The sequence below is a fragment of the Pseudomonas sp. GL-B-12 genome (genome assembly GCF_019955895.1).
Classification (GTDB): domain Bacteria; phylum Pseudomonadota; class Gammaproteobacteria; order Pseudomonadales; family Pseudomonadaceae; genus Aquipseudomonas.
On the sequence record NZ_JAHBCX010000052.1, the window covers coordinates 1 to 15,435 of the forward strand.

At 63.3% G+C, this 15,435-nt stretch carries 13 protein-coding genes; 9 read left to right on the forward strand and 4 right to left on the reverse strand.

Features of this window, described 5'->3' with window-relative positions; translation table 11 throughout:
* Nucleotides 1–190 precede the first annotated feature (190 nt).
* Together KGA85_RS24940 and KGA85_RS24945 are read left to right on the forward strand one after the other, a co-directional pair.
* Nucleotides 191–1,537, forward strand: coding sequence for a hypothetical protein (locus KGA85_RS24940; RefSeq protein WP_223543458.1), 1,347 nt, complete (start codon nt 191–193; stop codon nt 1,535–1,537).
* Between the two features lie 35 nt (nt 1,538–1,572).
* Nucleotides 1,573–3,822, forward strand: coding sequence for an Ig-like domain-containing protein (locus KGA85_RS24945; protein WP_223533512.1), 2,250 nt, complete (start codon nt 1,573–1,575; stop codon nt 3,820–3,822).
* 538 nt (nt 3,823–4,360) lie between these two features.
* Here KGA85_RS24945 and KGA85_RS24950 read toward each other — a convergent pair.
* Entirely contained in the window at nt 4,361–5,812 is a 1,452-nt protein-coding gene (locus KGA85_RS24950; RefSeq protein WP_223460218.1) for an FAD/NAD(P)-binding protein, read from the reverse strand.
* Nucleotides 5,813–5,826: 14 nt separating this feature from the next.
* Complete coding sequence (locus KGA85_RS24955) at nt 5,827–6,390, reverse strand: helix-turn-helix domain-containing protein (RefSeq protein WP_150726054.1); 564 nt, start codon at nt 6,388–6,390, stop codon at nt 5,827–5,829.
* A gap of 84 nt (nt 6,391–6,474) precedes the next feature.
* On the opposite strand from KGA85_RS24955, the gene KGA85_RS24960 reads away from it, so the two are divergent.
* From KGA85_RS24960 to KGA85_RS24990, 7 genes are all read left to right on the forward strand, one after another.
* Nucleotides 6,475–7,410, forward strand: coding sequence for a DMT family transporter (locus tag KGA85_RS24960; protein WP_223543459.1), 936 nt, complete (start codon nt 6,475–6,477; stop codon nt 7,408–7,410).
* 182 nt (nt 7,411–7,592) lie between these two features.
* Nucleotides 7,593–10,511, forward strand: a complete 2,919-nt coding sequence (locus KGA85_RS24965) for a monovalent cation/H+ antiporter subunit A (protein WP_223543460.1) — start codon at nt 7,593–7,595, stop codon at nt 10,509–10,511.
* Nucleotides 10,511–10,855 carry a Na+/H+ antiporter subunit C gene (locus tag KGA85_RS24970; protein ID WP_007973781.1) on the forward strand — a complete coding sequence of 115 codons (345 nt, stop codon included), beginning with the start codon at nt 10,511–10,513 and terminating at the stop codon, nt 10,853–10,855. The genes KGA85_RS24965 and KGA85_RS24970 overlap by 1 nt, the downstream gene beginning before the upstream one ends.
* Nucleotides 10,852–12,537, forward strand: a complete 1,686-nt coding sequence (locus tag KGA85_RS24975) for a monovalent cation/H+ antiporter subunit D (protein WP_223460213.1) — start codon at nt 10,852–10,854, stop codon at nt 12,535–12,537. Before KGA85_RS24970 ends, KGA85_RS24975 begins: the two co-directional genes overlap by 4 nt.
* On the forward strand, nt 12,534–13,022 hold the full coding sequence (locus tag KGA85_RS24980) for a Na+/H+ antiporter subunit E (protein WP_223460211.1): 489 nt from the start codon (nt 12,534–12,536) through the stop codon (nt 13,020–13,022). Before KGA85_RS24975 ends, KGA85_RS24980 begins: the two co-directional genes overlap by 4 nt.
* Complete coding sequence (locus KGA85_RS24985; protein WP_007986253.1) at nt 13,019–13,297, forward strand: K+/H+ antiporter subunit F; 279 nt, start codon at nt 13,019–13,021, stop codon at nt 13,295–13,297. The genes KGA85_RS24980 and KGA85_RS24985 overlap by 4 nt, the downstream gene beginning before the upstream one ends.
* Nucleotides 13,294–13,656 carry a Na+/H+ antiporter subunit G gene (locus tag KGA85_RS24990; RefSeq protein WP_223460209.1) on the forward strand — a complete coding sequence of 121 codons (363 nt, stop codon included), beginning with the start codon at nt 13,294–13,296 and terminating at the stop codon, nt 13,654–13,656. The genes KGA85_RS24985 and KGA85_RS24990 overlap by 4 nt, the downstream gene beginning before the upstream one ends.
* A 161-nt stretch (nt 13,657–13,817) precedes the next feature.
* Here the strand turns inward: KGA85_RS24990 and KGA85_RS24995 are convergent, their stop codons facing one another.
* Entirely contained in the window at nt 13,818–14,255 is a 438-nt protein-coding gene (locus KGA85_RS24995) for a DUF3995 domain-containing protein (RefSeq protein WP_150756605.1), read from the reverse strand.
* A gap of 101 nt (nt 14,256–14,356) precedes the next feature.
* The gene (locus KGA85_RS25000) at nt 14,357–15,370 is read right to left on the reverse strand and encodes an ABC transporter substrate-binding protein (RefSeq protein ID WP_223460207.1); all 1,014 of its coding nucleotides are present in this window, start codon (nt 15,368–15,370) and stop codon (nt 14,357–14,359) included.
* Nucleotides 15,371–15,435: the final 65 nt, after the last annotated feature.

Below are 15,435 nucleotides of genomic sequence, written 5' to 3' on the forward strand. Positions count from 1 at the left end.
CGCCCTATCCACCCCCAAAACTGGGGAAAGCCGCCCGCGCCCCAGCCTCCCGGTCTGTCACCCGCGACTGCGCCAATGCCTTTACTCCGGGCTTCCCACGGGCGTTTTCGCTGATTGGTATGGAAGTTGCCGAACACCCTGCCAACTGACCCATCCCCAAGGGGCAGGTACTTCGATAGAGGGAATACTCATGCACCCTTTACTGCGCAAAACCGCGACCGCCCTGGCCCTGACCGCTCTAGCCCAAGGCATTGCCCAGGCAGCGCTGTTTGCCGTAGACCCCGGACCCTACCTGCCAACCAATGGCAATTTCGCCGCCTGGTATCAAGACAGCCATGGCCGAACCCTTGACCTGTGTTTATCCAAGGCTGTCAGTTCCAGGGTTGCCAGCGCGCCGGGCGCCCCGACTTACATGTGCTCGTTGATCCCGAACCCCGGTATTTTCGACGACACTCAACCGTTGGTCTTCCCGACCAATTTCCCCGACGAAGCGTTCTGGGCCACAGGCGAAACCACCATCGTCGATGCCGCCCGAGGCATCGACCTGACCTATGTCTCGGCGGTTGAGGCAGCCTTCAGTGGCGGCGATCCACTGGAGGGCGACCAGATCAGCTTCGCCCGTATCCGTATTCGCATCGACGTGCCCACCGCCGGCACTTATGTCATCACCCACCCCTACGGCGTCGAAGTGTTCAACATCGACACTCCCGGCCGGCGGGCGATCAACATGACCCGGGACATCGGCATCGGTGCGCCAAAAACCTACGGCGGCGCGCTCAAGGGCGACGTCGGACCGTTCCTGCGCAGCGTCAATGGTCCCTACACCGAGACCAACCCGACCACGGGTCAGGCCGAACAATTCGTCGGCGATCCGAACCTCACCGAAGCCGTCACTGGCAGCCCGTTCAACACCAACTATGTGCGCATCGAAGGCCCCAATGGCCTGGACTTGCGCACCAACCTCTTCGCCGTATCCGGCAAGTTGTCGACGGTGGTCCGGCCGACCCCGGTGATCGCCGAGCGCAGCACCTATTCGCGACAGGCCGGCACCAGCGCCCCGGTGGCCCAGCAGGACGTGTTCGTGCTGGCCCCGCCACCACCGGCCAGCGTGACCCTGGACAGCAACAACCCGGTGCTGAACTTCACCGAAGCGAACACCACCGGCCACTGGTATGCGCAGTCGCCGAACAATCCGACGCTGCCGAGCACCTTGCAGGTGACCGCCGACAACCACCTGGCCATCGCCAGCAGCACGCCGACCACCTTGCCCATGCCGCTGACCGACCTGGTGACGATCTCACGCGCCGAGTACAGCCTGAGCACCGGGCAAATCACCATCATGGCCTCGACCAGCGATGAAACGTCGCCACCGGTGCTCACTGCCACCTCCGGCACCGGTATCGCCATCGGCGCCCTGAGTGGTGACGGCGCGGTGAAAAGCCTGGCCACCGGCATCTCGCCGACTCCACCAGCCCAGGTTCGCGTGTCGTCGTCCAATGGCGGCAGCGATACCGAAGAAGTGGTCATCGTGCAATGAACGCCCACATGCCCGGATCCTCATCAGGAGGCATCATGAACAAATGGCCACGCCTGGCGCTCAACGCCCTGGGACTGACTCTATCGCTGTCCGGCAGTGCCTTCGCGCAACTCGCCGCCGTCGATCCCGGCCCCTACACCTTTGCCACCGGGAAATTCCCGATCTGGTATCAGGACAACAATCTGTTGTCGATGGAGCTGTGCCAGTCACGCGCCGCCAGCTCACGGGTGGCAGCCAGTGTGCCACCGGCCTACATGTGCACCCTGCTGCCGACACCAGGCATTTTCGACGACACCCTGCCGATGGTGTTCCCGGATAACTGGCCAGACGAAGCCTTCTGGTTCCTTGCCGAGACCAGCATCCCCAACAACACCGCCGGCTATGGCATGGACGCTTATGTCGCCGGGATCGAGGCTGCATTTGCTGGCGGCAACCCGCTCGACGGCGACCAGATCAGCTTCGCGCGGATTCGTATGCGGGTGAACATTCCCACTGCCGGGACCTACACCATTACCCACCCCTATGGCGTGGAAACGGTCAACGTCACCACCCCCGGGCGTCGTGCGATCAACATCACCAAGGATGTCGGCGTCGGTGCACCGGGGGTTTTCAGCGGTGCGGTCAACGGGGCGATCGGGCCGTTCCTGCGCAGCGTCAACGGCCCCTACACCGAAGTGAACCCGGACACCGGCACCGTCGAAACCTTCGTCGGCGACCCGAACCTCACCGAAGCCGTGACCGGTAGCCCCAACAACACCAACTTCGTGCGCATCCAAGGCCCGGCCGGGACCCTCCAGACCAACCTCTTCACCCTGTCCGGCAAGGTGCTCGACAACCGCGCGCAAACCGCGGTGGACATGACCCGTGCCACCTACCGCCGCATAGCCGGCACGGGCGGCAACAACACCCGGGTCGAAGTGTTTGCCAAAGCCGCCAACGGTTCGACCCTGTGCTTTCGCGAAAGCATCGCCCTCGTCCCCGGCCCGCCTGTGTCGCCTTGCCAGACCACCATGGTGAGCGATAACAACGGCGTGTTCTTCGCCCAGCATCTGCTGGCCAATGCAACGGTGCCGCCGGTCGTGGTGGTCACCGCCACCAACCCGGCCGGGACCACCCGCCCGACCTCGGTATCGAGCAAGCTCTCGGATGTGGTGAAAATCCAGACCGCTCGTTATAGCTGGAGCAACCACAGCCTGCTGATCGAGGCCACCTCCACAGACGAAGTGGTGGTTCCGGACATGGTCGCCCAGGGTTACGGCCGGCTGTCAAAAACCGGCACCCTGCAACACCTTACGGTGGCTGACCTGACCCAACCCCCTGCAACCGTTACGGTCAAATCCGCCGCCGGCGGCAATGACACCGAGCCGGTCGTAGTCGTCGGCACTGCACCGGACACCGGCGCGAACCAGGCACCGATCTCCGTCGCCGATACCGGCAGCACCAGCTTCGGCGTGCCGATCACCCTCAACCTGCTGGCCAACGACAGGGACCCGGACGGCAATACGCCGCTGAGCATTACCGCGCTGACTCAACCGGCCGCCGGCCAGGGCAGCGTGGCATTGAGCGGCACGACGGCGGTGGTCTACACCCCTCCCGCTGTCGTCAACGCGCCGCTGACCACGACCTTCACCTACAAGGCCCAGGACGTCAAAGGCCTGGCCTCGACGACAGCGGCAACCGTGACCATTACCGTGGCGCCTAACCGGCCTCCGGTGGCAGTCGCCGATGCCGTCACGACACTGGGTGTGGCGATTCCAATCAACGTGCTGGCCAACGACAGCGACCCGGAAGGCAATGTGCCGCTAGCGGTCGCCAGCTTCACTCAACCACCGACAGGTCGCGGCATCGTCAGCAGTAACGGTACGGTGCTCACCTATACCCCACCGGCCACCGTCACCACGGCCTTCACCACGACCTTCACCTACATCGCCCGGGACAGCTTCGGCGCCCAGTCGACGTCGCCGGCCACGGTCACGGTGCAGGTCTCGCCACGGCCTGCTGCGGAAACCTTCGCAGTGACCACCGCAACGGTGAGTGCCCGTTCCAATAACCGCTTCACCTGGAACTTTGCCGGCACCTCATCGGTGACCACCGGCAACACCATCACCATCAAGGTCACCACGCCGACCGGGCTGGTCACCCTGGGCACCTCCACCGTACCGGTGAACGGTCGCTGGCGGTTGACGGTGAACAACACCACCACGGTCGTTCCGTCGGCGAACCCGACCGCCACGATCACCTCGTCCCAAGGCTCCGTGCGGACAGTGCCGGTGATCGCCAACTGAGCCCGCGCCCCATTAGCCACGTTGGTTGATGGGGCAGGCTTGAACCCTATGGAAAACCGCGGCCTCGGGTGGGGGGCCGCGGTTTTTTTGCCGGGTGCATTGATGGAAGCAATCCAGCGGTGGTCTAGCTACCAGACCTGGACCGGTGCCCGACCAAGCTCAATCCTGCAGTTGGACTGGGTGGCATCTGAAAGAAAATGGTCGGCTGTCAGGCCGCCTCGCGAGCAAGCTCGCTCCTACAGGGCCGAGCGTTAGCTCGCCTGCAGCTCTTGATCTTGATCCACCCGCCCCCTCGGCAGGCTGAGCGGAGGTGTTCATCCGGGGATGGGCGCGCAGCGCCGTTCGACGCAGTCGAACTCATTGCATGTAGGTCGCGCGAAGCCGACCGGAGGGCAATGCCCCCGGATGAATGCCAGAGCGAAGGAACCCCGAGCCTTGGCGAGGGGCCGGACGTTCGGGGCGAGCGTTTTTTTGCTTACTTTTTTTAGGCGCTTGTAAAAAAAGTGAGTCGCCGTCAGGGCGAAACCGCCAGCCGCCGTTACCGCAACAACGGATATGTACTCATACCCACAACCTGATCGACGAGTCCCGTCAGCCGCCCGGCCAACGCCTTGGCCTGGCTAGCCACGTCGGTGACGGCGGTACTTTCCCACCACATGCCGCGCAAAGGCGGCCCCATGGCAAACAAACGGCTGGCGGGCAGCCCCTCGGCATTCAGGACCGCGCCATCGACCGCTGCCGCGATGCCCAAGGCCAACGGCCCCGGCCGGACCAGGCCACGGGCGAGCAGTTGCCGGGGAAGCGGCCGCGCAACCCGGCGCCAGTCGTACTCGATACCGCTTGAGTTGATCAGGCCGGCACCGCTGACCACACAGGTGTGCGCCTCGCCGCGCCGTCGAAGGCGAATACTCACCTCGCCATTCAGCGAAGGCTCAAGCCCCTTGAACGAGGCCGCATGAATACGCAACCGCCCTTCTTTATATAAGCGCGCCACCAGTTCGGCACTCAAGGGCGGCGAGCGGTGGTGATGGCTTTCCCACCACGGCCGCACATGCCGCACGAACTGCCGACGTTGCACGTCCGTCGCCTGATGCCACAAGCGGCCGATGTGTGCCCGCACCGTGTCCAGCGGCGCCTGCCAGTCGATGCCCTGGGCGATGGCGTCCCGGCAGTGCCGACGCAGTTCGCGCATCAACTGGCGGGGTGTGCGGATGCTCTGATCCTCAGCGAGAAAATCCACCCAGGCCGGAGGCTGGCGCCGCACATGGGGCAGCAGGCCATGGCGGGAAAACACTTCGATCGGGCCGCGATGCCCGGCCTGTTCCAGGGACACCACGGCGTCGACCATGGTCAGGCCCGAGCCGATGATCATGACCGTCGATTGCGGATCGAGCCGCTGCATGGCCGCCACGTCCCACGGATCGAGGGCGGCCGCATTCAAGCCGCTGGACCGGGTTTGTGGCGTGCGCGCGGCGGAAAACATCCCGGTGGCCAGTACCGCAAAAGCGCCCTGCAAGCATCGGCCATCGCTCAAGGTCAACCGTACGGCGTCGGCATCGGTTTGCAAATCGACCACTTCGGCCTGCACATGCTCGACCGTCGAACCGTTCAAGGCGCCCACCGCCTGCGCTTCGGCCAGGCGCTGCCGGGCGTACAGGCCGAAAATCCCCCGTGGCGGAAACAGTTCGCTGATCGGCACGTGCTGCTGATCCGATTCCGGCCAGCCGCCAGCCTCGATGTACCCGGTCAACCATTGGGTCAGGTCGTCGGCGTTGTCCGGGTCGACACTCATCCGCGCCGCATTGCCGTTGAGCGTATGGCCCAGTTCCACCGCACTGTAGGCTTCGCCCCGCCCCAACTCGGCCCGGGGCTCGATCACCAGCACCCGGCGCCGGCCCGGCAAACGCATCAACTGCGCCGCCAGCATCGCGCCACTGAGGCCGCCACCGACAATCAGGATGTCGGCGTCATTGGTCAAGGTCTGGCCCATCGTGCACTCCCTGTTCAGATCACCACATTACGCACAAACTTCGCCGCCACCGCCCCGTCGTTGCGATAACAGTGCGGCTGGTTGCTGGCGAACATGAAGAATTCACCCGCAGCGATATTTTGCGCCTGGTCGCCGAGCATAACGGTCAGGCAACCTTCGAAGACATAAATCTGCTCGCTCCAGCCATCGGCGTCCGGCTCTGACGGATACACCTCGCCCGGTTGCAGGCACCATTCCCACTGCTCGACTTCGCGGCTGGCCTGGGCTTTGGAGAGCAACACCGCTTTACTGCCGGGGATCGTGCCGGTCCAGGCCAGCTCGTTGATACGGCTGGGATCGCGAGCGTCGGGGGCCTGGATCAAATCACTGAAGGCAACGTCGAGGGCTTCGGCCACCCGGTCGAGGGTGGTCAGGCTGACGTTCTTTTCCCCCGCCTCGATTGCCACCAGCATTCGACGGCTGACACCGGACTTTTCCGCCAGCGCGGTCTGGCTCAGGTCGGCGGCATGACGCAAACGACGGACGTTTTGACTGACGTGCTGGAGGACCGAAGCCCGTTGGGTAGAATCTTTGTGCACTATATTGCTCACTGAGTGGGGTTGGGCAGTATACTGCGCAACATTCGGCGCATTGTGCGTCCCCCTCCAGTAGCGTGCAAGGTCATGACGTCGGTGAACTCCCCAAAGGCTTCCTCCCGTTTTACAAGGTTCAGCAAGGCCGAATGCGTGCTGGTGCTGATCACCATGGTCTGGGGCGGTACCTTCCTGCTGGTACAGCATGCGATGACCGTCAGCGGCCCGATGTTTTTCGTCGGCCTGCGCTTTGCCGCCGCCGCGAGCATCGTCGCCCTGTTTTCCTGGCGCCACCTGCGCGACCTGACCCTGTTCGAACTCAAGGCCGGGGCGTTTATCGGCGTGGCGATCATGCTCGGCTACGGCTTGCAGACGGTCGGGTTGCAGAGCATTCCCAGCAGCCAATCGGCATTCATTACCGCGCTGTACGTGCCTTTCGTGCCGTTGCTGCAATGGCTGGTGCTGGGACGGCGCCCGGGGTTGATGCCGAGCATCGGCATCATGCTGGCCTTTACCGGGTTGATGCTGTTGTCCGGGCCGTCCGGTGCGTCGTTCAACTTCAGCCCCGGTGAAATCGCCACCTTGATCAGCGCCGTGGCCATTGCGGCGGAGATCATCCTGATCAGCACCTACGCCGGCCATGTCGATGTGCGCCGGGTGACAGTGGTGCAACTGGCGGTCACTTCGGTGCTGTCGTTCCTGATGGTGGTGCCGACCAACGAGGCGATTCCGGACTTCTCCTGGTTGCTGCTGTGCAGCGCGTTGGGCCTGGGGGCCGCGAGTGCGGCGATTCAGGTGGCGATGAACTGGGCACAGAAAAGCGTTTCACCGACCCGCGCCACGCTGATCTATGCCGGCGAACCGGTATGGGCCGGGATTGTCGGGCGCATTGCCGGGGAACGTTTGCCGGCGATTGCCCTGGTCGGCGCGGGCTTGATTGTGATGGCAGTGATTGTCAGTGAGTTGAAGACCAAGGGTAAGGCTGCGGCGGCCGAGGAAGAGCTGGAAGAGGAAACTCAGCGATAAACCGCAGGTTCTGTATGGCCGGATAGGCCGCCTTCGTCGGAACTGACTCCCCTACCTCTCTCTGAAACAATGTGAATCAGGACTTTTCCGTCTACCGCGTAGGATTCTGCGACAGCTTGGCGTTTGGTGATCCGGGAACTGGCACGTATGATGCTTCACAAACTTCCGCAGATTAGAAGCCTATGTCCCTGATAGTTCTACTGCTTCTGCCTTTCATAGGCAGCTGTTTGGCGGCCGTGTTGCCGCACAATGCACGTAACGCCGAATCCCTGCTGGCTGGCCTGATCGCCCTGATCGGCACCGTTCAGGTCGCCTTCCTGTACCCGCAGATCGCCCATGGCGGCATCATTCGCGAAGAGTTTTCATGGCTGCCCAGCCTGGGCCTGAACTTCGTCCTGCGCATGGACGGTTTCGCCTGGCTGTTCTCCATGCTGGTGCTGGGCATCGGCACCCTGGTTTCGCTGTACGCCCGCTACTACATGTCGCCGAACGATCCGGTGCCACGATTCTTCGCGTTTTTCCTGGCCTTCATGGGCGCCATGCTTGGCCTGGTGATTTCCGGCAACCTGATCCAGATCGTGTTTTTCTGGGAGCTCACCAGCCTCTTCTCGTTCCTGTTGATCGGCTACTGGCACCATCGCGCCGATGCCCGGCGCGGCGCCTACATGGCGTTGATGGTGACCGGTGCGGGCGGTTTGTGCCTGCTGGCGGGGGTCATGCTGCTCGGCCATGTGGTCGGCAGCTATGACCTGGACAAGGTCCTGGCTGCCGGCGACCTGATTCGCGCCCATGCCCTCTACCCGATCCTGTTGCCCCTGATCCTGATCGGCGCACTGAGCAAAAGTGCGCAATTTCCCTTTCACTTCTGGCTGCCCCATGCCATGGCCGCGCCAACGCCCGTGTCGGCGTACCTGCACTCGGCGACCATGGTCAAGGCCGGGGTCTTCCTGCTCGCGCGGCTATGGCCCTCGCTTTCGGGCAGTGAAGAATGGTTCTACATCGTCAGCGGCGCCGGTGCCTGCACCCTGTTGCTCGGGGCGTACTGCGCGATGTTCCAGAACGACCTCAAGGGCTTGCTGGCCTATTCGACCATCAGCCACCTCGGCCTGATCACCCTGTTGCTTGGCTTGAACAGCCCGCTGGCCGCCGTCGCCGCAGTGTTCCACATCCTCAACCACGCAACGTTCAAGGCCTCGTTGTTCATGGCCGCCGGCATCATCGACCACGAAAGCGGCACCCGCGATATCCGCAAACTCAGCGGTCTGTACAAGCTGATGCCGTTTACCGCCACCCTGGCCATGGTCGCCAGCGCCTCGATGGCCGGCGTGCCGTTGCTCAATGGTTTCCTGTCCAAGGAAATGTTTTTCGCCGAAACCGTATTCATCAATGCCACGCGCTGGGTCGAACTGAGCTTGCCGATCGTGGCAACCATTGCCGGTACCTTCAGCGTCGCTTACTCCCTGCGTTTCACCGTGGATGTGTTCTTCGGCCCGCCCGCGACCGACTTGCCCCACACACCCCACGAGCCACCGCGCTGGATGCGCGCGCCGGTGGAATTGCTGGTGTTCACTTGCCTGCTGGTGGGGATCTTCCCGGCCCAGATAGTCGGCCCGCTGCTCGCTGCCGCGGCGCAACCGGTGGTCGGCGGCACGCTGCCCGAATACAGCCTGGCCATCTGGCACGGCCTGAACGCGCCGATGATCATGAGCCTGATCGCATTGTCCTGCGGCTCCGTGCTTTATCTGCTGCTGCGCAATCAATTCAAGCGCGGGCGCTTCGATCGGCCGCCCGTCGTCGGTCGCCTGGACGGCAAGCACCTGTTCGAATACGCGCTGGTCGCGATCATGCGTCTGGCCCGTCGCCTGGAGCCCAGGATTGGCACCCGGCGCCTGCAAATGCAGTTGTTCCTCGTGGTGCTCGCCGCCGTGCTGGCGGGGTTGATTCCCATGTTGCACAGCAGCCTTCACTGGGGTGACCGGCCGAAAATCCCCGGGTCGATCGTCTTTGTCACCTTATGGTTGCTGGCCATTGCCTGTGCCCTTGGCGCGGCCTATCAGGCCAAGTATCACCGGCTCGCGGCCCTGACCATGGTCAGCGTCTGTGGCCTGATGACCTGCGTCACCTTTGTCTGGTTTTCGGCGCCGGACCTGGCCCTGACCCAACTGGCGGTCGAAGTGGTGACCACGGTGCTGATCCTGCTGGGCCTGCGCTGGCTGCCACGACGGATCGAGGAGGTCTCGCCGTTGCCGGGCAGTCTGCGTCGGGCGCGGGTGCGGCGTATCCGCGACTTGCTGCTGTCGACCTCCGTCGGTGTCGGCATGGCGTTGCTGGCCTACGCCATGCTGACGCGCCAGACGCCCAACGACATTTCCTCGTTCTACCTCAGCCGCGCCTTGCCCGAAGGCGGCGGCAGCAACGTGGTCAACGTGATGCTGGTGGACTTCCGTGGTTTCGACACCCTCGGTGAAATCACCGTGCTGGTCGCCGTGGCCCTGACCGTGTTCGCCCTGCTGCGTCGTTTCCGCCCGCCGAAAGAAAGTCTGCAGCTGCCGGCCCAGCAACGCTTGCTCGCACCGGACGTGGTCACTGACCTGGTCAACCCGCGCCACGCCAGCGACACCGCGCTCGGCTTCATGATGGTGCCGGCGGTGCTGGTGCGCCTGCTGTTGCCGGTGGCGCTGGTGGTGTCGTTCTACCTGTTCATGCGCGGGCACAATCAACCGGGCGGCGGCTTTGTCGCCGGGCTGGTGATGTCGGTGGCGTTCATCCTGCAATACATGGTCGCCGGCACGCAGTGGGTCGAGGCGCAAATGAGCCTGCGGCCACTGCGCTGGATGGGCACGGGACTGATGATTGCCACGGCCACGGGCCTGGGCGCGATGGTCGTCGGCTATCCGTTCCTGACCACCCACACCTGGCATTTCTCGCTGCCGCTGCTGGGTGACATTCACCTGGCCAGCGCGCTGTTCTTCGACATCGGCGTGTACGGCGTGGTGGTCGGCTCGACCCTGTTGATCCTCACCGCCCTCGCCCACCAATCGGTGCGCGGCCACAAAACCGCCGCCCAGCCTAGATCCGTTGCCGCCAAAGGAGCCGTCTGATGGAAGAAGTCATCGCAATCGCCATCGGCGTACTGGCCGCGTCCGGCGTCTGGCTGATCCTGCGCCCACGGACGTTCCAGGTGGTCATGGGCCTGTGCCTGCTGTCCTACGGCGTCAATCTGTTCATCTTCAGCATGGGCAGCCTGTTCATCGGCAAGGAGCCAATCATCAAGGACGGCGTGCCACAGGATCTGTTGCACTACACCGACCCGCTGCCACAAGCACTGGTGCTGACGGCGATCGTCATCAGCTTTGCCATGACCGCGCTGTTCCTGGTGGTGCTGCTGGCCTCCCGGGGCCTGACCGGCACCGACCATGTGGATGGCCGGGAGCCCAGGGAATGATGGCGATGACTCACCTGATCGTCGCGCCCATTCTGCTGCCGCTGCTGACCGCCGCGATCATGCTGATGCTCGGCGAGAAGCACCGACCGCTCAAGGCGAAGATCAATCTGTTCTCCAGCCTGCTCGGCCTGGGCATTGCCGTGGCGTTGTTGCAATGGACACAAACCACCGGCGTGCCCGGCTCCATCGGTGTGTACCTGCCGGGCAACTGGCAGGTGCCGTTCGGCCTGGTGCTGGTGGTCGATCGCCTGTCGGCGCTGATGCTGGTGCTGACCGGCATCATCGGCGTCAGCGCCCTGTTGTTCGCCATGGCACGCTGGGACAGCGCCGGTTCGAGTTTTCACGCGCTGTTCCAGATCCAGTTGATGGGCCTTTACGGCGCGTTCCTCACCGCAGACCTGTTCAACCTGTTCGTGTTCTTCGAGGTGTTGCTGGCCGCGTCCTACGGGTTGATGCTCCACGGCTCGGGCCGGGCGCGGGTGTCTTCAGGGCTGCATTACATCTCGATCAACCTGTTGGCCTCGTCGCTGTTCCTGATTGGCGCGGCGCTGATCTATGGGGTCACCGGCACGCTGAACATGGCCGACCTGGCGGTAAAAATCCCGCTGGTGTCCGAAGCTGATCGCGGCTTGCTTCACGCCGGCGCGGGGATCCTGGCCATCGCGTTCCTGGCCAAGGCCGGCATGTGGCCGCTGAACTTCTGGCTGGTGCCGGCCTACTCCTCGGCCAGCGCGCCGGTGGCGGCGATGTTCGCGATCATGACCAAGGTCGGCGTGTACACCTTGCTGCGCCTGTGGACACTGCTGTTCTCCGCCCAGGCCGGGGCATCGGCGTTCTTTGGCGGCGACTGGCTGATCTACGGCGGCATGGCGACCATCGTCTGCGCTGCCATGGCGATCCTCGCTGCGCAACGCCTGGAGCGCATGGCCAGCCTGAGCATTCTGGTGTCGGCGGGCATTCTGCTGTCGACCATCGGTTTCGCCCAGCCGAACCTGGTCGGCGCGGCGCTGTTCTATCTGTTCAGCTCGACCCTGGCGTTGAGCGCGCTGTTCCTGTTGGCCGAACTGATCGAGCGCTCGCGCTCGGCCAACGAAATCCTGCTTGAAGATGAAACCGAACTGCTGCCCCGTCCTCTGGAATCCTTGCATCCGCCCAAAGGCACCAACCTCGACGACGACCAGAAAGCCGTGGTCGGCCAAGTGATTCCCTGGACCATGGCGTTTCTCGGCCTGAGCTTCATCGCCTGCGCCTTGCTGATCATTGGCATGCCGCCGCTGTCCGGCTTTATCGGCAAACTCGGGCTGATCAGTGCCCTGCTCAATCCATTGGGCCTGGGCAATAGCGGCGACGCACCGGTTTCCAACGCCGCATGGGGCCTGTTGGTGTTGTTGATTGTGTCTGGGCTGGCGTCGCTGATCGCGTTATCGCGCTTGGGCATCCAGCGCTTCTGGACGCCAGCGGAACGGCCATCGCCCCTGCTGCGACGCTTCGAATGCGTACCGATCTTCGCCCTGCTGGGCTTGAGCATTGCGCTGACCTTCAAGGCCGATCCGCTGCTGCGCTACACCCAGGCCGCCGCCGATGCCTTGTACAACCCGCAGCAATACGTGATGGCGGTGCTCGACACGCGCGTTGTACCGAACCCGTCAGCCGTAGCGACCCCGCTGGAGGTGCAGCCATGAAGCGCCTGTTTCCGGCACCGTTGCTGTCGCTGGCCTTGTGGCTGCTGTGGTTGCTGCTGAACCAGTCGATCAGCCCCGGCAACCTGCTGCTGGGTGCTGCGCTGGGTTTCTGTGCGCCATTGATGATGCGCAGGCTGCGTCCGCTGCCGGTGCGCATTCGTCGACCTGGAGTGATCCTGCGCCTGGTCCTGCTGGTCGGGCGCGATGTGCTGGTGTCCAACCTCGCCGTGGCCTGGAGCGTGCTCAATGCGGGTCGCCGCCCGCCCCGCTCGCAATTCATCAAGGTGCCGCTGGACTTGCGTGACGCCAACGGCCTGGCCGCGCTGTCGATGATCACCACGGTGGTGCCCGGTACGGTCTGGTCGGAGCTGGCGCTGGACCGCAGCATTCTGCTGTTGCACGTCTTCGACCTGGACGACGAGGCGCTGTTCATCCAGCACTTCAAGGCGACCTACGAACGTCCGTTGATGGAGATCTTCGAATGAGCCCGTTGCTGTCGAACGCGATCCTGCTGAGCCTGTTCTTCTTTTCCCTGGCGATGATCCTGACCCTGATTCGCCTGTTCAAGGGGCCGTCGGCCCAGGACCGGGTTCTGGCGCTGGACTACCTGTACATCGTCGCGATGCTGATGATGCTGGCGCTGGGCATTCGCTATGCCAGCGACACCTACTTCGAGGCGGCACTGCTGATCGCACTGTTCGGTTTCGTCGGCTCGTTCGCCCTGGCGAAATTCCTGCTGCGTGGCGAGGTGATCGAATGAATACGCCATTGTCGTTGTGGGTGGAGATCCCGGTGGCGGTCCTGCTGGTGCTCGGCAGCCTGTTTGCATTGATCGGCGCCACGGGCCTGCTGCGCATGAAGGATTACTTCCAGCGCATGCACCCACCGGCCCTGACCTCAACGCTTGGGGCCTGGTGCGTGGCGCTGGCTTCGATCATCTACTTTTCGGCGCTCAAGTCCGCACCGGTATTGCACGCCTGGCTGATTCCGATCCTGCTGGCGATTACCGTGCCGGTGACGACCTTGTTGTTGGCCCGGGCGGCGCTGTTTCGCAAGCGCATGGCCGGGGATGATGTGCCGGCCGAAGTGAGCAGCCGGCGGAGTGAGAGCGGTAGCTAGGCCAAGGATTTGTATCGACTGGACCGGCCTCTTCGTCGGATCGCCGCCCGGACCAAGCCCGCTCCCACAGGGATTGAGTTCCTCCTGTAGGAGCGGCGGTGCGGCGATCCGACTTGCCCGCGATGGCGATAGACCTGTCAATGCATCAGGACCGGTCTGTCTCAGACCCAGGCCACCGCCAACAACCCCGCCCCCAGCACCACGCACAACGGCGAATAAACCCAAGTGTCCAACCGGGCAAACTTCGAGCCTTTGACCTCTTTGAAAAACCCCACCAGCTCCGAATCGCCAATGGCCCGGGCAAACAGCAAAATCGCAATCGCGCTGATCACCCACTGCAACGACCAGTGATGCAAGGGTGGCAGGCACCACCCCACCCGCAAGCACACCAGCACGGCAATCAACAGCAACACCCCGGCCACCACCAGCGTGATCCAGCCTCGTGGCTTGAACGCTGGCCTCAGTTGTGCACTGCCCTCCTGCGGTACTTGCGGGACCGCCGCCACCGCCGCCCACTCACCACCCAACGCCCAATACACATGCACCAGACTGATCACTGCGAAGATCGTCACCAGCCATTGAGCCAACAACAAGGTCATGGTTCAGAGATCCTTGAAAGGGATATGAACAGAACAGGCTAGTCGGCTTTTCCTGAAGTGCGCGGCCGAGTGCAAGACCAATTACTCATACCGGCGCAAGCTCACATTCCGGCAGAGACGTTATCCGCCACGTCCTTGGGCAGCCAGGCCCGCCAGACGTCCGGATGGGCCTTCATGAACGCCTGCGCTGCCTGACGCGGCGGTGTATGTTTCTCGCTCATCTCGGCCAGCGCTTTGTTCAGCGGGTCAATCGGAAAGTCGACTTTGGCGAAGAACTCCGCAATCTGCGGATATTGCTTCTGAAAGGGGGTGGACACACCGATCGACAGCTTAGAGGCCAAAGAACGAGTTGGCTGTGGATTGGGGTTGTCGGCGTCGGTCAAGGTCTTCCAGGCTTCGGCGTCGAACGGTGGCTCTTCGAGTTGAATCAGCTTGAAGCGGCCGAGCAACGGCGTGGGTGACCAGTAGTAAAACAGCACGGGCTTGCCACGATGAATTGACGAACTGATCTCTGCATCCAGTGCCGCGCCCGAACCGCTGCGGAAGTTCACGTAGCTGTCGTCCAGCCCATACGCCTTGAGCTTCTGCTTGTTGACCACTTCCGAGGTCCAGCCGATAGGGCTGTTGAGGAAACGTCCCTTGGTCGGGGCTTCCGGGTCCTTGAACACGTCTTTGTATTTTGGCAGGTCGCTGACGCTGCGCAGGTCCGGCGCCAGCGCCTTGATGCCCTTGGCCGGATCGCCCTTGATCACATACTCCGGTACCCACCAGCCTTCGGTAGCGCCCTTGACCGTGTCGCCGAGGCTGACGACCTTGCCTTCGGCTTCCGCCTTGACCCACACCGGGCTGCGACCGGCCCACTCTTCGCCAATGACCTGGATGTCATTGTTGGCCAGCGCGGTTTCCAGGGTGATGGTGGTGCCCGGCAAGGTGTCGGTCGGCAGCCCATAGCCCTTCTCGACAATGATGCGCAGAACATCGGTGATCAGGCTGCCGCTTTCCCAGTTCAGGTCGGCGAAGTGGATCGGTGTCTGGGCGGCAAACACCTGGGCGGGCGTCGCCAGCAAAGCAAAGGTGGCCAGGACAGCAGCCAGCAACCGTCGAAATCCGTTCATGCTTTTGCACCTCGTGCTGTTCACAGCAATAGCAGGATGGCCTGGCAGTAGACCGCGAAGCCTCT